This window comes from Pseudomonas sp. P129 (assembly GCF_020312195.1).
Taxonomy (GTDB): domain Bacteria; phylum Pseudomonadota; class Gammaproteobacteria; order Pseudomonadales; family Pseudomonadaceae; genus Aquipseudomonas; species Aquipseudomonas fragariae.
Map to the genome: position 1 here is coordinate 59,115 of NZ_JAGPYS010000003.1, position 16,710 is coordinate 75,824.

General features: G+C 54.0%; 16 protein-coding genes, 1 tRNA gene and 2 pseudogenes. 5 read left to right on the forward strand and 14 right to left on the reverse strand.

Going from position 1 to position 16,710, the window contains the following annotated elements; genetic code table 11:
* Positions 1-34: 34 nt before the first annotated feature.
* Positions 35-298 (reverse strand): hypothetical protein, encoded by a 264-nt coding sequence (locus tag KBY02_RS09980; RefSeq protein WP_011266706.1) that lies wholly within the window; start codon positions 296-298, stop codon positions 35-37.
* Positions 299-429: 131 nt separating this feature from the next.
* Complete coding sequence (gene lldD / locus KBY02_RS09985; RefSeq protein ID WP_225650272.1) at positions 430-1,572, reverse strand: FMN-dependent L-lactate dehydrogenase LldD; 1,143 nt, start codon at positions 1,570-1,572, stop codon at positions 430-432.
* A gap of 130 nt (positions 1,573-1,702) precedes the next feature.
* Here lldD and KBY02_RS09990 point away from each other — a divergent pair, with 130 nt between their 5' ends.
* Positions 1,703-2,599 (forward strand): LysR family transcriptional regulator, encoded by an 897-nt coding sequence (locus tag KBY02_RS09990; RefSeq protein WP_225650274.1) that lies wholly within the window; start codon positions 1,703-1,705, stop codon positions 2,597-2,599.
* Positions 2,600-2,932: 333 nt separating this feature from the next.
* Here the strand turns inward: KBY02_RS09990 and KBY02_RS09995 are convergent, their stop codons facing one another.
* The gene (locus KBY02_RS09995; RefSeq protein WP_054092100.1) at positions 2,933-3,775 is read right to left on the reverse strand and encodes a hypothetical protein; all 843 of its coding nucleotides are present in this window, start codon (positions 3,773-3,775) and stop codon (positions 2,933-2,935) included.
* Positions 3,776-3,869: 94 nt separating this feature from the next.
* Entirely contained in the window at positions 3,870-4,064 is a 195-nt protein-coding gene (locus KBY02_RS10000; RefSeq protein WP_225650421.1) for a KTSC domain-containing protein, read from the reverse strand.
* A gap of 729 nt (positions 4,065-4,793) precedes the next feature.
* On the opposite strand from KBY02_RS10000, the gene KBY02_RS10005 reads away from it, so the two are divergent.
* Complete coding sequence (locus KBY02_RS10005; protein WP_024660288.1) at positions 4,794-5,120, forward strand: barstar family protein; 327 nt, start codon at positions 4,794-4,796, stop codon at positions 5,118-5,120.
* 138 nt (positions 5,121-5,258) lie between these two features.
* Here the strand turns inward: KBY02_RS10005 and KBY02_RS10010 are convergent, their stop codons facing one another.
* Positions 5,259-6,158 carry a LysR family transcriptional regulator gene (locus KBY02_RS10010; protein WP_080377168.1) on the reverse strand — a complete coding sequence of 300 codons (900 nt, stop codon included), beginning with the start codon at positions 6,156-6,158 and terminating at the stop codon, positions 5,259-5,261.
* Between the two features lie 196 nt (positions 6,159-6,354).
* Here KBY02_RS10010 and KBY02_RS10015 point away from each other — a divergent pair, with 196 nt between their 5' ends.
* Both KBY02_RS10015 and KBY02_RS10020 read left to right on the forward strand, forming a co-directional pair.
* Positions 6,355-7,188, forward strand: coding sequence for an enoyl-CoA hydratase/isomerase family protein (locus tag KBY02_RS10015; protein ID WP_024660286.1), 834 nt, complete (start codon positions 6,355-6,357; stop codon positions 7,186-7,188).
* 80 nt (positions 7,189-7,268) lie between these two features.
* On the forward strand, positions 7,269-7,580 hold the full coding sequence (locus KBY02_RS10020; RefSeq protein ID WP_024660285.1) for a DUF1330 domain-containing protein: 312 nt from the start codon (positions 7,269-7,271) through the stop codon (positions 7,578-7,580).
* Between the two features lie 289 nt (positions 7,581-7,869).
* Here KBY02_RS10020 and KBY02_RS10025 read toward each other — a convergent pair whose 3' ends face one another.
* The 4 genes from KBY02_RS10025 to KBY02_RS10040 all read right to left on the reverse strand — a co-directional run bounded on the left by KBY02_RS10025 (position 7,870) and on the right by KBY02_RS10040 (position 10,908).
* On the reverse strand, positions 7,870-8,088 hold the full coding sequence (locus KBY02_RS10025) for a hypothetical protein (protein WP_024660284.1): 219 nt from the start codon (positions 8,086-8,088) through the stop codon (positions 7,870-7,872).
* A 170-nt stretch (positions 8,089-8,258) separates the two neighbouring features.
* Positions 8,259-8,744 carry a hypothetical protein gene (locus KBY02_RS10030; RefSeq protein ID WP_024660283.1) on the reverse strand — a complete coding sequence of 162 codons (486 nt, stop codon included), beginning with the start codon at positions 8,742-8,744 and terminating at the stop codon, positions 8,259-8,261.
* A gap of 425 nt (positions 8,745-9,169) precedes the next feature.
* On the reverse strand, positions 9,170-9,640 hold the full coding sequence (locus KBY02_RS10035) for a hypothetical protein (protein WP_225650276.1): 471 nt from the start codon (positions 9,638-9,640) through the stop codon (positions 9,170-9,172).
* 380 nt (positions 9,641-10,020) lie between these two features.
* On the reverse strand, positions 10,021-10,908 hold the full coding sequence (locus KBY02_RS10040) for a LysR family transcriptional regulator (protein WP_024641718.1): 888 nt from the start codon (positions 10,906-10,908) through the stop codon (positions 10,021-10,023).
* Positions 10,909-11,041: 133 nt separating this feature from the next.
* Between KBY02_RS10040 and KBY02_RS10045 the strand changes: the two genes are divergently transcribed.
* A complete protein-coding gene (locus KBY02_RS10045; RefSeq protein WP_024641717.1) occupies positions 11,042-11,788 on the forward strand; it encodes an SDR family oxidoreductase in 747 nt (248 codons plus the stop codon).
* Between the two features lie 724 nt (positions 11,789-12,512).
* Here KBY02_RS10045 and KBY02_RS10050 read toward each other — a convergent pair.
* From KBY02_RS10050 to KBY02_RS10070, 5 genes and pseudogenes are all read right to left on the reverse strand, one after another.
* A complete protein-coding gene (locus KBY02_RS10050) occupies positions 12,513-12,827 on the reverse strand; it encodes a hypothetical protein (RefSeq protein WP_054092096.1) in 315 nt (104 codons plus the stop codon).
* A 262-nt stretch (positions 12,828-13,089) separates the two neighbouring features.
* Positions 13,090-13,970 (reverse strand): annotated as a pseudogene (locus tag KBY02_RS10055) (chromosome segregation protein SMC).
* Positions 13,969-14,448 (reverse strand): annotated as a pseudogene (locus KBY02_RS10060) (DNA/RNA helicase, superfamily II protein); the annotation flags it as partial. The pseudogenes KBY02_RS10055 and KBY02_RS10060, both read right to left, overlap by 2 nt.
* A 126-nt stretch (positions 14,449-14,574) precedes the next feature.
* Positions 14,575-14,651, reverse strand: a tRNA-Met gene (locus tag KBY02_RS10065).
* Between the two features lie 115 nt (positions 14,652-14,766).
* Positions 14,767-15,888 carry a J domain-containing protein gene (locus KBY02_RS10070; protein WP_225650278.1) on the reverse strand — a complete coding sequence of 374 codons (1,122 nt, stop codon included), beginning with the start codon at positions 15,886-15,888 and terminating at the stop codon, positions 14,767-14,769.
* Positions 15,889-16,710: the final 822 nt, after the last annotated feature.

Sequence of the window (16,710 nt, forward strand, 5' to 3'; positions counted from 1 at the left end):
ATTAAAAAAGCCTGCTCGGTGGCAGGCTTTTTGGTCAGAGATCCTTTTTAACCTCTTTATCGATGTGCTTGTCAGCCTTGTGACGTTCCCTGTCGTCATGCTTAGCACCTTTGTCGACCTCGTCAGCGTCGTGCTTCACGCCCTTGTCCACTTCCTTGGCGTCATGATCGACGCCTTTATCCAGTTCACGGTTATCGTGTCGGACACCCTTTTCCAGCTCACTCTCTGCAAAGGCGACGGGCGCTACAGCACCCGTCAGGAAGAGGGCGGCAGTCATTGAGAGTACGAGTTTACGCATGCTTTGCTCCTTCATGAGAAATGCTGGCTCTTCTTGAGCCATCACTTTCGAGCATAGACCAGGCATGCAGAGTGAAAAATGCAGTTCGTCGAAAGGCCGACCCGGATAACGATTCCGTCCAGTCCCGGCCTTCAAGCAACTGCTTTAACCAGAATGCTTTCGTCGATCTGCTCAATCGATGTCACCCCGGTCAACGTCATCGCCACATGCATTTCCCTGGCAAAAATATCCAGCATATTCTCGACGCCACGCTGCCCATCGGCGCCCAGCGCATAGGCCATCGAGCGTCCGAGCAACACGCCTTTGGCACCGAGGGCGAGCATGCGCACCACATCAAGACCCGAGCGAATGCCGGAGTCGGCCAGCACTGTCAGGTCACTGCCGACCGCCTGAACAATCGGCGGCAAAGCCTTGGCGGTGGACAGCACGCCATCCAGCTGACGTCCGCCGTGGTTGGATACGACAATGCCGTCCGCGCCAAAACTCAGCGCATCTCTGGCATCCTGCGGATCGAGAATGCCCTTGATGATCATCGGGCCTTGCCAGAACTCACGAATCCACTCCAGATCCCTCCAGCTGATGGACGGGTCGAAGTTGTTCGCCAGCCAGCCCACATAATCTTCCAGGGTGGTGGCCTTGCCCAGGTATCTGGAGATATTGCCCAGATCATGGGGGCGACCGAGCAGGCCGACATTCAGTGCCCAGTCCGGCTTGGTCATGGCTTGCAGAATGCGTCGAGGCGCGGCATAAGGCCCTGACATGCCCGAGTGCGCATCACGATAACGCGCGCCGGGCGTTGGCATGTCGACGGTAAAGACCAGCGTCGTGACGCCCGCCGCCTTGGCACGCTCCAGAGCGTTTTTCATAAAGCCACGGTCTTTGAGTACGTAGAGCTGAAACCAGATTGCCTGCTTGCTCTGCGACGCTACCTCTTCAATCGAACACACCGACACCGTCGACAGACAGAATGGAATCCGCTTGTTCGCCGCGGCCCTGGCTGCCTGCACTTCACCGCGGCGCGCATACATTCCGCTCAGGCCTACGGGGCTGAGGATAATCGGCATCGCCAGGGATTCGCCAAACAGTCTGGTTTCAAGACTCACGTTATCGACATTTTTCAGGACGCGCTGGCGCAGGCTGATATCGGCCAGGTCCGAACCATTGGCACGCAGCGTGTGCTCTGCATACGCACCGCCGTCAATGTAATCAAACAGAAAACGCGGGAGTTTGCGTTTGGCCGCTGCACGGTAGTCGGATGCCGAAGAAATAATCATGACGTTTTCCTGAGCGAATAAATCTACGAAGCGAGGCCGCCAAGGGAGAGCGGCAGATTCAGATTACGGAAAAACCGACTATGATCAAAACAACTAATACAACTTGAATTCAGTCGGAAATCGAATACTTGTGAACCTTCGAACATTACGCACTTTTGTCGAAGTGGTACGTCAGGGTAGCTTCTCCCAGGCCGCTGACGTGGTGTCGCTTACCCAGTCCTCCGTCAGCAAAGCCGTCAAGACCCTTGAGGACGAATTGGGCACGCCGCTGTTGAGCCGCATTGGCCACCGCAGCGAGCTGACCGCCGCCGGCGAAATCGTCTACCGCCGTGCTCTCATCCTGTTGGCCGAACGCAACGATCTGCTGACCGAGCTCAACGAGCTGCGCGGTTTGAAGGGTGGCGTGCTGCGCATCGGTCTGCCCCCCGTCGGCAGCGGTGCGCTTTTCGCCGCCATGTTCACTCAATACCGCGCCCGCTATCCGGATATCGATATTCAGCTCACCGAACACGGCGCGAGCAAACTGCATGAGTGCCTGGCTTCGGGAGAAGTCGAGCTGGCAGCACTGTTGAAGATGAACTCGTTCAGCGAAGAGTTCGATTACCAGGATGTGCGTATCGAGCCAGTGGTGGTGGTCATGGCAGAGAACCACCCGTTGGCCAAGCGCAAACGGGTCGTCATTGAAGACCTGGCCGAAACGCCGTTTATCCTCTTCGAGGCCGGATTTGCACTGAATACCATGATCAAACTGGCCTGCGACCGCAAGGGCGTGACGCCCAAAGTGACTGCACGCAGCGGTCAGGTCGACTTTATTGTGGATCTGGTCTCGGCAGGGCTGGGTGTCGCGTTCTTGCCGAGGATGCTGGCGCAGAAGCACTATCACGACGGGATTCGACTGGTTGCGCTGAACGAGCCGGATACCGATTGGCATATGGTGTTGGCATGGCGCAAAAACGCGCACTTGTCACCTGCGGCCGAGGCCTGGTTGGCGCTTGCCAGGGAAACCCGTCTCCCGACGACGTCCTGAAATCCCGGAGGCGTGCTTTTAGCACACGCAGGGGGGGGGCTGGGAGGCATAAGAGGTGTGACAAAACGGGAAGGCCAGAAACAAGAAAGCCCGCACGAGGCGGGCTTCTTGTTGATTCACAGTGATGAGAAGAAAACTGTGAATCGGTACTTGGTGGTACACAGTCATTTGAACCTGATCTATATGCCTATGAATTTAAAGGTTTTATTTTCTAAATAACTGAATAGGCATACATGTGGGCATACAAGCCAAGTTTTTCTGCCTTCCACTTTTTGGTGTCCCCGCTTGGTAAAGCATCGCCAGTTGGTTGGCGAGCTGTCCACATCTAGCGATCTACAGGACGACCATATCTGCGATCTGATATCCAAGATTCGTGACTTGGTAGATTTCGCCCTTGTGGCCTTGGCTGATGATAAGGCCTTCGTTGGTCAGCTCGACGATCGCCTGTTCCCATTTAGCGACCTCTCTCCGGTCGCTTTTGTCCGCGATGAGGTTTTTGCCGTTTGTTTGGACGTCCGTTCCTGCCATGTAGCGGACGTGAATAATCGTACCGTGGGCGTCTAAGCTCGCCTCCTTCAGCAAGATACTAGCCTCACCTGATAGTCTCGGGATCGACGTATTGGACTCGACGATTTCTCTCGCGTTAAGGGTTTCCACGCTGTTGAACAGAGGGTGCTCATTGACCTTCAGTTGAAGGTGCCGGTAGAGATTTGTACGGAAGTCACTGAGGCTGTCATAGCTCTTATAAAGCCCGCGATTTTGGCAGTCGGTTCTGAATTTCTTGACCGCCGCAGCCTGTTCAAGATCGACAGAGTCTATGGCCACGGGTTGGGATGAGAAATAGAGCATCGCCGGTTTGCCCGACTGAATATGCTTTTCAAGTTCTTCAACAGTGCCGCTCGCATACTCGTTGGTGGGGGTGCCAATCCTTGTCCAAAATACTCCTATCAGAAGATCACATTTTTCTAGAATCTGTTTGTTGATTATTGCTTGGGGAGTGCCCCCCATTTCTGGAGATGAATGTGACTCCCAGCCAATTGGCAGCAACACAATCTTCCGCACGTTTGAATTGACCGCATTCCACTCATAGATGACATCACGCACGATGGCGCGCTCAGAGGCAACATCACCTGGAGATGCGATCATCACATTGAAGGTTTCAGCTGTGTAGCTCATAGCACATCCTTGAAGTCAGAACGGCGATCAGGAGGCGGGGGGCTGGAGCATTGCCGACCGTTTACTTCATTTTAGCCCTACGCTAAGGGGGCGTTCAGCAGCGGTATCGATCACGGATGTATCGGCTGTAATACGAGCCTTTTGATCCCGCTGACATCAGGCCTTGGTGTATGGCTGGGGGGACGTTACAAAAATCATAGGAATGACCCTGTTGGAAACGGATGCTCATTCTTCTTGTAGCCGGATCGTAGCCTACAGCAGTCATTGCGTCAGAGCGCACGGCGATCATGTCCACAGTATTTCCCCAAACGTCAGGCCCTTCAGTGAGCCGATCCGTCTGAGACTAGCTGAGCAGCTTCGGTTTCGCGTCCTCCCTTCCCCAAAAGTGCCGGGGACCCTGGAGCTTTCTTAAAGGTACGGGGCAGGAAACCCGCGTGGGTTTGGTAGCTGCTGATCGGTTGACGTTGGTTGACAGTTGACGGGTTGACAGCAGCACATCAGTAGCTGAAGGAATGAACATCTGGGTTCACCACCCGATTGGGTGAGTTCACCGGGTTCACCAGTTCACTAAGCTGTGAAAACGTCGGCTACTCAAGATGCGCGGGTTCCCTGCCCCGTATGCGGCGGAAGTTCTCAGGGTCCCCCGGCTTATGCCGGATTCCATTCGCTGATGGGGCTCACTTCATGGGGGGCGGGGGACAGACCCTTCAAATGCGGTGTAACTGGTGTTTCAGGTGTAGCGGTAATACTTAAGTATATGGAAAATAAGGATAAAAAAGTTGTAACACTTCACCCAGAGTTTCTGTATATGTGATGTAACAATACGGAACTGTGTAACGCTGCCGCTGTGCCGTACGGGCAACCGCGTACGATTGCCGCTAGCGGCCAGAAGCGGCCACTGCAACGTCGTTTTTAGCGGATTGAGCCTTGGATCGCGCAAATATGCAGCCAGCAATTGACTTCACCTTGCGAGACCGCCATACCTGTTTATTTAAACGTAGCGAAGGTTAATCTGATAATGGTGCAAGTGGATGCAAACCTGATTACTGACTGGCAAACATTCCACAGTGTTTTCGCAGAAAAGTTCGGCTTTCCTAGCTTCTACGGCCGCAATATGGACGCCTGGGTTGATTGTCTTTCATACCTTGATGACCCCAGGGCAGGAATGTCGTCTATCCACGTTCAACGCGGACAAACGCTTTCATTGGTTATCGACAATGCCAAGAGCTTCAAGCGCCGCTGTCCTGAGCAATTTGAAGCGCTTGTGGAATGTGCCGCTTTTGTGAACTGGCGAATGGTCGCTGCTGCCGGCACCCCGCTCGTGGCACTTGCTTTCAATGTTTAAGTGCTCGCCCACATCAATCGACGGGGGGGGGTATCAGCGACTGCGATGGGGCGAAAGTTGACCGTCCGGACAGGCTACCATCGACCAGAAGCAGACACGCTGAGTCTACGGAGCCAAATCATCCAGTGACCATCGCAATTAGCTGACCAGCCCCTTGGAAAAATTCTCTACGGCGAAGTCCACAAATGCACGCACCTTGGGCGCCATTTGCCTACTGCTAGGCCAAACGACGTGAAAGGTACTACTACCTATAAGGCTGTTGGTAAGTACCTTTTCTAAACGCCCGTCAGCCAAGCTATCTTTGACAGCGAAATCAGGTACGCACGCGATCCCTCTACCGGCCTGCGCAAGGTAGATCAGCGCCTCTACGTTGCTACAGACCATAGTGACCGGCAGAGACTCGCCTGCTTGAATGGCCTGTTGTTTCTTGAAAGGCCACTGGTAGAGCTTGCCCGAATTCTGCCACCGGTAGTGCAAGCAGGAGTGAGTTAAGAGATCGGCGGGCTTGGCGGGAATACCTCTGTTTTGAAGGTAAGCAGGGGACGCTACAAGGCATGACCGGTAGGGCCCTAGTGGACGGGACATTAGCCTCGAATCTTGGAGTTCGCTTCCACGGATAACCACGTCGAATCCTTCGTCGATCACATCCACCATGCGGTCAGTGAAATCCAGATCTAGCTGTATCTCTGGATAGCGCTCCATGAATGCGGAGATAACCGGCAAAGGCAATCCTGCGACCAAGGCTAAGCCGACTCGCAAACGCCCGCGAGGGGAGGTTGTCATCGCCGAAAGATCATCTTCTGCGGCTTGGATCTCGCCGAGGATGCGCCTGCACCTTTCCAGAAACACTTCACCCTCAGACGTCAGTCTGACCGTCCGGGTGCTTCGTTGGAAAAGCCTGACACCGACGCGTTCCTCAAGCCTGGAGATGCTCTTACTGACGGCGGACGCCGATATTCCCATTTTCCGGGCCGTCGCAACAAAGCTCTGGCTTTGCGCGGTGTCGACGAAAATCTCCAGGCCACTCAATGTCTCCAAAACCATCTCCAGATTAGTGACTATTTTGTCATTAGTGTTATGTACGTTACCTGCCTTAATCCAAACCGGTCAACGGCATACCATGGTCAACACAAGGTGGCACTTTTTACATTTGACCGTTTGTTCATGTCGCCTCAACAGGCGGCCTTTCTGAAAAACGTCGATCTCTCGCAGGTCGCAAAAGCCGAGAACACATATGAACACTGCTAACCGCTTGACCATAATTGCTGAGTCCCAAGCCTACTGGCGCGTCATCTTCAACAATCCGCCGCTAGCCCTGTTTGATCCGACGACTTTTGCTGAGTTGAACGTTCTGATGGACAACATCGAGAAGGATGAGCACCTCAAGGTTGTTGTGTTCGAGAGTGCCGACCCAGATTTCTTCATGAATCACCACGATGTAGAAAACCGGCTGACCGTTCCCGATCAACCTGGGGCAATGCCATTCTTTGGTAACTGGCCAAAGTGGGTTACCCGCCTTGCGCAGTCCTCCGTGATCAGCATCGCCAAGGTACGGGGCCGGGCACGTGCTCAGGGCTTTGAATTTGCATTGGCCTGCGATATGCGTTTTGCATCCAAGGAGCGCGCGAAGTTCGCATTGATTGAAGTTGGCGGCTCCTCAATCCCAGGCGGTGGCGGTGTTGAATGGCTTTCCGCACTGGTCGGTCGCTCACGCGCACTGGAGATTGTTTGCAGTGCCGACGATTTCGACGCCGATATTGGCGAGCGATATGGCTTCGTGAACCGAGCACTCCCTGATGCCGAACTCGACGCTTTCGTCAATGCGCTCGCCCACCGCATGGGACGGTTTGAGAAACGCGCACTGGAGACAGGCAAGAAAATGGTAAACGCTCGTGCAGGCGTTCCTACCGAAGGCGATCTGTGGATGTCGAACCATATCCTTCAAGGCGTAGACCTGTGGCCCGAAGCTCAGAACGCATTCGGAAAAATGCTCGACTCAGGGCTGGGCAAAGTCGGTGAGTTTGAGCTGAATTTTGCCGAACGCCTTGGCGATATGCCTGCTGCTTAATCGCTCTGGTAACTGAGCCGCTACCCATTGTGGGCCGCAGTCAAAACGACCTCTGCGGCCTAGACAATCGAGGATTGACCATGACCGCTTATCTTGTTTACGTCAGAGACCGGATCACTGATCCAGAAGAATTCAGGAAGTATGAGGAAAGCGCAGGGGCCGCATCGGCAGGCCACCCCGTCACGCCACTTGCCTTCTACGGCGCAGTTGAAACACTCGAAGGTGCGCCAGTAGACGGTGCCATTATCCTTCAGTTTCCTACCCTGCCGGATGCCAAGGCTGCTTACGATAGTCCTCTGTACCAGGAGGCGCTGAAGCACCGGTTGAAGGGGGCAGAATACCGCGTATTTATCGTACAAGGGCTTTCTGAGGTGGCCGTTTCTACAGCATGAGTGAAGGCTGTCGTCGCTTGCCCTTGGATCATTTAAGACAGCCGAAAGACAGCTATTGGTTAACTACTGCACGTCGCGACTGTCCGCTTTGGGTCGATTCTGTTGAAAAATTCGGCTTGCCCAAAACGCTCGAATATTGATGTATGAAAACATCTCTTTTGCACGCTACTACGTGAAATCTGACTCCTGAACCTTCTGCGCAAAACTCAGATTTCAATCTCGGGCGCGTACTTTTCTGCCATGGAATTCGAAGCCGACTTTTTCAACAGAATCGGTCGATAGCTGCCACTCAGTGAAGGTGGAAAAGCCTCAAGATCAAGCCCGAAGCTTTCTCACCGTCGGCCTCGTATAGACCGTGCAATCCGGCCTGATCGGTGAGTTTGTGTAGATTGAAGTGGTTGAAGAACGCTTGACCCAGTCGCTGATGCTCGAAGCTCCCTTGGCTCCAGAGCCGGATAAACTCCTCATAAGCAGCGCGTTCGATCTGTAGCGAGGAATCAGTTCCCATTTCAGGCTCCCACCAGTAGAGGTTCCCAAACGTACCAACTGCCTATCAACCCTTCAAGCTCGGCCTTTCCAATCAGATAGTCAGCTTTCGGCCAGAAGCGGACACTCTCCAGTGTCTACTTAATCAGCGGTGATTCAGGGGCTGGGGGGTATACATAGTTGATTGCCAAGCTAATCCCCAAGCTCGAATTGCTGAAACCCCACGCGCCTGACGTAAACCCAAAAGTTATCCTTTGGCTCATATTGCTCCATGCAAACACTGTGTTCCTGGCACAGTTCATCTTCGTCGATCAGGATGCGATCCCAATCGAAGTCAGGATTCTTGGAAATGGTATAGCTAGGGTAAGGTTTGTCGAGATCGAAGTGGATCGAGTACACGAACAACGGAGATTCCCACGACATGTGGGTTTCGTACAACCGCATCAGTTCGGGCATCTGTGCTTTACAGTGCTGTTCGGCAAACGTCAGTGCCTGGGGCAAATCATCCCACGTAGCCTTGACCGCGCGTTGCGCAGCGGCGAGCCTGGCGTAAGGTGGCTCGTCATTGTGGTGCTGGACGTAAATCAATCGGCTGCCGAACTGGAATTCACATTGCCAGACACCCGAGGGAGCACGCCAGTGGCCAAGCATGGATTCGGTCAGTAGATTGATGTCCATATTGGTACCACACAGATGGAAAGGTGCTCAGTTTACCCTCTCAAATATCAGCCTGGGAATGCGTAGGCGTTTGGGCTATTTGTCCGACATCCACGGGATCTGACCGGCAGCTTTGGGTCGATTCTGTTGAAAAAGTCGGCCTTGGTTTCTACGGCAGAAAAGTACGCGTCTAAGATTGAAATCCTTATTTTTGGTTGAGGCTTCCGGGCTCAGATTTCACGTAGCAACGTGCAAAAGTTGCATTTTCCCCGGTCAATATCCGGGCAGTTTTAGCGGAGCGACTTTTTCAACACCATCGGTCGAAAGCGGCCAATCGCGGAAGGCAGCTATCGACTCATAGCTACCTGTCACCGAAGGTGATTTCAGGTCAGCGGTGACCGTCGCAGCCTAAATACCCCATTCCTAAGCGAGTGCGGTCTAGCGAGCTATAGCTTTTTCTCAATAGCTTCGATGGCTGCCACATAAGCATCATTGCCAATCCCGACTTGGCCCCACACCTCACGTTCTTCTCCGCCTTGACGGTCATATTGTTCATCAGCATCCCAAAGCGTGAGTATCTGGTTCGGAAAGCAGTACTCATACCGGTCGAACTCATGGGAGCCGGAATCGTCCGAGGCAGCCATTTGTGAAAACAATTCAGTCGCAGATATGGAAAAAACATCAACCCCTCTAAACGTGAAGTTGAGCTGAGAGTTTCCGGAAACGCCTATGAACTGGACTTGATCGCTAGGGCCGTACTCAAGCTGGATGGAGGCTTCGCAGAAATAATCGACGCGGCCATAGGATCGTTCAAGCGGGAATCCATTCGCAGACATTGCTTCCCTTGCTGCTGCGCGTGAAGCGCCAAGCCGCGCGGGGCCGATTGCTTCCAGCGACAGAATTTCAAAAACAGGCATTCACAATGCTTCCTAAAAATGAACAATCTGATCATTAACCGGGTGCGATTTGAACATGTTAAAGCGTCGTTCCCAAAGACCGCTTTTGGCCGAATGCGGCCATTCGTGACTGGCAGAAATCGGTCAGAAGCGGTCGATTATCCAAATAAATCTGCCCCCGTTTTCTTAACCGCATGAGATGAGCGTTGCACCTTTGATTTAGAGATGTATCGAATCGGCTTTGGCAATAAATCAGGACACTTTTGAGAGGCAAGCCCTGAAGTCCGGTCTGACTACTTAAAGCCCCGTCGACGAGCAAGAATGGTGAGTGTGCAGCGATTTTCACCCAAGGGGCCGCCCATGCAAATGGTTCTCCGTTCGCACCTTGGCCGTGTTCTAGGCTATTTAGGGCGATCATGGAATGCAGCAAAAACATCCGCCATAAAATCCATGAAAACGATCGCTCGCTGGGGCAGCAGCCGATTCGCTAAGTATACGAATTGGATCGGGACGGGTGGCGCCACGTATTCGTTAAGCAGCAATTGAAGATTGCCACTTCTGAGCCCTTCCTCATAAAGCCATTGAGGCCCCTGCGCGATTCCCAATCCTGCATTGACGTACTCACGTATCGCCTCAGGCGAGTTGACACGCAGTCGTCCGGAGATCGGGACATCAGTGTTCTTAAACCGCCAGTTGGTTCCAGTGGATAGGAGGGTATAAATGAGGCAGTCGTGTTCCTTCAGGTCATCAGGCGAAGAGGGAGAGCCACGTTTTTCTAGGTACGCACGGCTGGCAACGCACACACGTTCGAACGATGCTAGTGGCCGGGCTCGCATTGCACTGTCCTCCAGGTGCCCAATACGAATCGCGAGTTCTACCCCCTCGTCGATTAAATTGACGTAGCGATCATTGATTTGAAGATCGAGCGACAGTTCGGGATAACGCGCTAGAAAGCTCGCCACGTGCGGTACGATGAAGGTGTGAGCCAATGCGGTCGGGCAAGCGACTCGCAGTAACCCAGACGGCGCTACGTTCCCTCTCAGTGAGGACTCTGACTGTTCCACTGAGTCCAGAATACGCCGCGCATCCGCGTAGTACCGTTCACCCTCGGGCGTGAGCATCAGCTTTCGTGTGGATCGGTGAAGCAGCCTGGTTTGCAAATGGTCTTCAAGAGCAGCGACGTAACGACTGACGTTCGGTTGCCCTAGTCCTAGATCACGTCCCGCAGCAGAGAAACTACCTGTCTCGACAGCGCGTACAAAACAGCCCATCAGTAACAACCGGTCCATCACGCCTCTTTTCATGCAGATTTTGCATGAGATCTATTCTATTTGCCCATCTTATCAGCGCGCTGGCATGAATACATAGTTGCTCTCAGAAGGTCAGCCGTCCGGCTGGCCGAACCAATAGAGAGGAAATTACATGTCCCGTTTACAAGGCAAGCGTACTCTCATCACAGGCGGTACAAGCGGCATCGGCCTGGAGACCGCCAAGCAATTTCTCGCCGAAGGCGCACGCCTGATCGTCACAGGTGTTAATCCTGAGTCCATGGCAAATGCTCAAGCTATTTTAGGGAGCGATGTCTTGGTGCTGCGAGCCGACTCAGCTAGTGTCGCAGCCCAGAAGAAGCTGGCGCAGGCTGTTCAGTCTCATTACGGGCAGCTCGACATTGCCTTTCTCAATGCTGGCGTATCCGTCTGGAAGCCGATCGAAGAATGGAACGAAGAGATGTTTCACCGCTCCTTTGACATCAATGTCAAAGGCCCTTACTTCCTCCTGCAAGCACTGCTGCCGGTCTTCTCAAACCCTGCATCGGTGGTTCTTAACACCTCGATCAGTGCACACTTGGGCGCCCCGCGCTCATCCATTTATGCCGCAACAAAGGCGGCCTTTCTAAGCATGTCGAAAACGCTCTCTAGCGAGCTTCTTCCGCGTGGTGTACGAGTAAATGCGGTCAGCCCTGGGCCGATCGACACGCCGCTGTACGACAAGGCGGGTATTCCCGATGCATACCGCGAGCAGGTCAACAAAGATATTGCTGCGACTATCCCATTTGGCCGTTTTGGCACGCCTGAAGAAGTAGCTAAGGCGGTGGTGTACCTCGCGTCGGACGAGTCTCGTTGGACGTTGGGAACAGAAATTATCGTTGATGGTGGTCGCTCGCTTTAACGAGATAGGCACGCCTTCGAGTCTGTACATCCCGCTTCCTGCCCGGAAGCGGGAGTTGTCGAAATAACAGTGAGTATTCAAATCTCGCAATCACAGCTCACGCTCGTTAGCCACGAGCTTTGTCCCTTTGTTCAGCGAGTGGCAATTTTACTTCACGAAAAGCAGGGTGGTTTTCCAAATCGACACCGGTCCCAAAGCTGCGCACCAGGGCAGCGGTGGCCAGATCAGTTCCAGCCTCTCCAACGCAAGCAGATTGAGGGCTGTAGCCGCATTCAGGATTCATTAGAGACTGCACACGGTTGCACGCGCTGATAACGAGCCGAGCGGTTGGCCAGGGTTGAGCGTCACCGTTCACGAGCGTACCTAGCTGCGGTTGGATCTCGAAGTGGCAGCGCATAGTGCAGGCCTAATCGGCGACAGTTTTACGTTTTGCGGACAAACAAAAGGCCTGCATCGCCGCAAGCCTTTGGTTGTATGGTGCAGGCACTATGAGTCGACCCCGGGACCTACTGATTACAAGGGAGATGCTTTTAACTTTTATATCAATGAGTTACGGATTTTATTATTACGTGACAACGTCGTAAACGTTGTGTGCTACTTAAGGTCTTCGTGTGCTATTACGTGGTCTAGCGGGGGAATAGCCGGAGTGTGTCAGGGCTATCGTAGGCTTTCGATCCCTAGCAGCCAGTCGCGGACGGCGGCTTTCGGCCATCACAGGCCAATTTCAATATGCCTCACCTTCATCGCCTTCAACGCTGGCTGCGAGTGCTTTCGCAATTTCCGTAGCCTTAATGATTGCCGCATCGCTGTAGACGAAGGAAATCACCCCCTTGCGATAATCAAAGAGATACTGTTGCTGTGTTAGTGGAGACGTCCAAATTGCCGAGTTTTTGCCGCTGGAAACAATCGTTTCACCAGTGACGGGATTTCTGCGAGCCAACTCGTTTTCTAGCTTCATCGATGGATCACTTGCGCAAAGTGATTGCCATTCTTCAAGAGCTATTTCCATTGGTCTGACAATATGAAGTTCGTAGGCCATAGGTGTGCCGGCTCCTAACTTTTGGCTGCATGTGAAGAGTTTGTGAGAGACCTGAATGTTAGCGACGGCTGAGGCTAGCGACTGACGGCAGAGCTGTCCAGTGACGGCTTCTGGCCGAGAGCAGACTGTGACTATATAGGTAGAGAGCCGCGCATCCTATGGAGCATTATCTTGATGCGATGGGCTAGAAATACTGTGTATTTCCAGTAAAGCGTCTACACCAAAACGGGCCCGTCTGGGCCCTTTTTCAGGTGAAGCGGCTTTATTTCTTCAGCCATACCTCGACGACATCAGCGCCGTGTTGTTCACTGCTTTCATCCTTTCGTTGCTCCAGTTGGCTCACGAGTGCAGCCTGTTGAGGTATCGAAATATCGTTGAGCTGAAGCAGATCCTGCCCGCTGTGGCTGCGCGCCCGGTCGGATAGTTCATGCCACGTCCAATTCCCCACACTTTCGCCTGCTTGTGGAACGGCCAACTTCAGCAAGCTCACTTGATCAATGCCGAGCAGGTTGTAATTCGCCCAGAGTCTTCCGCCTACATCGAAGAGTGTCTTAGCAGCCTCGTTCCATTTCTCTTCCAGCACTGTTTGAGAAAGCCACAGGGCGTCGCGTTCTATGCCCTTGTGCTTTTCCTGCGCTTCGGCGATGTATCGATCTACGGTGAGCAGCTCCTGCTTGAGCGCGGATATGATCAGGCCCTGCCGACGATCATACTCGGCGGCGGTTGCCAGGTTTTTTGCGGCTTTTTGTGCATCGGCATTGGCGGTCTTTTCACCTTCGGTGTCGCCCCATGCGACGGCCTGTGCATACGCGGTCGCAGCGTCCGTTTCGGCCTGCCGGGCTTGGCCGTGTCCTCTACGGCCTGTTGCTTGATTTGTTCTAGACGGGTGCTGAGGCTCTGACGTTTTTCATTGAGCTCCTGCTCATCGGCTTTCCAGTTGTTCATGGCCTCGATGTGACCGGCCATCAAGGAGTGGCTGTTGACGAGGGTCTCGCGACGATTAATCTTCTGATCCAACAGGTCAGCGTTATGCTTGCGCGAGTCGAAACGCCTTTTCAGCTCGTTGTACTTGTCGCGTAGTTCGCGCTCCTGGGCGGGCTCAATGGACTGCTCATTTTCCAGCGCGGCTTCAAGGGGCTGCAGATGCTTTTCCGTCGTTCCCCCGCTCGATGACCCCGCGCTGTAGCAGCTCTTTGTTCACTGCACTGATGTTCATGCCCCGGAATATCTCCGAGCGCCATGACTCGGGCAGCACGTAGTAGGTGTTTGTGGTGTGCAGGGAGTCGCCCAGGCCGTGCTCCATCGTCTTGCGAAAGCCCAGCCGGTCGATGGTGCGCGGCCCGTGTTCGTCGATCTTTGCCGCTGCCGATTCCCAGCGGGTAAATCGGCTCTCGCCGAAGCGCTCGATGACTTGGCGCAATCGCGCAAGGATCGCATCACCTTCGAGGTTACCGGCACCGCCATGCTCGTTCATCCATGCGTTGAGGCATACCCGAGCAGCGGTGCTGGCGGTGCCGTCGGGCCAGCCTGTTATCCCCATCGCGGTGGCCTGCTCACCCGCTGAGGCGACGATGCCAAGGCGAGCGACGGCACGGTGAGCTTGTCCGCTGGACAACGCTGGGAAGGATAAGGGGAGATGAAAGGGGATAGAGAGAGATAAAGGTGAACAGCCAGAAACAAGAAAGCCCGCACGAGGCGGGCTTCTTGTTGATTCACAGTGATCAGAAGAAAACTGTGAATCGGTACTTGGTGGCTACACAGGGACTTGAACCCCGGACCCCAGCATTATGAATGCTATGCTCTAACCAACTGAGCTATGTAGCCAAGTGGCGCGCATTATTCTCGGAGAACGCATATGTGTCAAGCGTTGTTGTGAAAAATAATTGCGTGCGATCAACCGGTTAGGTGGCAGCCCTCGTCGGTACGTCGTTCCGGGCGCTTACCGGAACAGGGTGTCGAGCATCTCCAGGTCATCGAATTCTTCTGCCCTCTCCAGCATCTCGGCCATCTCCCTTCGCTCCCTGAGCCAGGCTTTAAGGCTTTTCGGGGTGGTCAGTGCCTGCAGTTCGTCCTGTTCCTCGTCGAGGTGCTCCCGTATGGCTTTGACCTGCCTGGCACACTTTGTGTTGGCGGTCTTGGGTTTGAGGTCCTCGTACGGGTCCATCAGGAAGCGTTCACGGATCAGCATCTTGCGGTCGTGGATCTCGTCCTCCAGCTCTCTGAGTTGTTCGCTCAGGATCCGGTTGAAATGCTTGAGGCGCTTGTCGGAGATGCTGTCGATGTGGCTCTGGTCGATTTGCTCGATCTCCATTTGCATCTTCAGTAGCGCCAGCAAGTCATCAACCTCGTACGCTTCGTTGACCCTTTGCATGAGCGCTGTCTTGCGATCGCGCTCATCGGCATCCTGCTCGCGGTCCGGGTGCAGTGCGCTGGCCAGCTTGCGGTAGATTTCGCGCAAGGACTGGCTGCCTTCAGCCTCTTCCTGCTCACGACGCAGTTCGCTGGCCGTCGGCTTTTTCGGCTTCTGTGCGCCTTGCGCTTGCTCGGCCTGCTCTTTGAGCTTCTCTTCAATATGCCGAGTCACGTCCTCGAGGGAGTCCAGGTCGACATCGTCGTCCAGTTCCACGCCCAGATTTTCTTCCAGTGATGCTTTGAACTGCTGGTTTTGCAGGCGCTCCTCCTCGTCGTAGTCGTTGCCGGTGTATTTGAGGTAGAGCTGCTTCAGTTCTTCATCGTGTTCGCCGCCCATGAGTGACATGGTCAGGACGCAGATAATCTCGAGCACCGTATGTCTGTCTTTTTTGGCCAGGCGGAACTGATCGAAAGCCACGTCAAGCAAGCGCAGCTTGTTCATCTCGTTCGCTGCCTGCTCACGGAGCATCGGAACCAACTCTTCGATCCACAGCTTTTCGCAGGTTGCTGAAATCGCGAGCCACTGCTGCAAAAGCTTGCGCCTGGTTTCGAGCTTTTCCATCAGCGTGTTGAATTTCTTCTGACCGGCGCTCAAATGCGGCCTGGACGGTTGCGTGACGATGCGTGGCGAGGCGGGTGGGGTGGTCATGAAGACCTCCTTGATGGGGGAGCACTGCTGCGTAGTGATTGATTGTCGTTGGCCAGTTTACTTTTTCTGACCTTTTTGCGGGATGAATAAATGGCTGCCGTAAAGCACTTCTTCTTGTCTGCTGAGCGGTCCGCTTCTTGCTTGCATGTGCCTGATAGCTCGTTTGAGAAGCTTTTTGACGCCAAAAACAATGAATGGCGACACTTTGCGTACCAATCTGAGGCGATGTGTATCGCCATTGAAACAAGAACATGGCATTTTGCTGTTAGTGTTTTTCCAACAAAAGGCATCGCCTCTGTTTGTGCAGATCTGGCAGGTGTTCACCGGGAGTCGCAGGACATGAACAGTCTTTTGTCACCAGGCATGCGCCTGATGGGACATTTTGGTTTTGCTCGCAAGTTTCAGGTCTTGTTCCTGCTGTTCATGTTGCCGCTGGCGGGCAGCGCATGGGTCATCACCAAGGAATACAGCAACAAGCTCGATGTCATATCCGGGGAGCAATCCGGCGTGCGTCAACTGCTGGCCCTCGACGATCTGAACATCGAGTTGTCCGCCCAGCGCGATCATGCCGCACGCTGGAAAGCGGCCGACATTCTGCGCGAGCCAACCCCGGCGGCGAAGGCGGCGATGGCCAGCGTCGATGCAGGGATACCTCGAATTGCCAACGCGCTGCAGGGCGTTCAGGCCGTATTGGTTGAAGAGAAAGCTCCTGCCGACACCATGAACCGTTTCAAGGCGCTTCAAGCTGCTGTCACCGGTCTGGACACGGCATCATTGCGCACGGTGGGCTGGTGGCCTGATGGCTACGACCGCTTCACCACG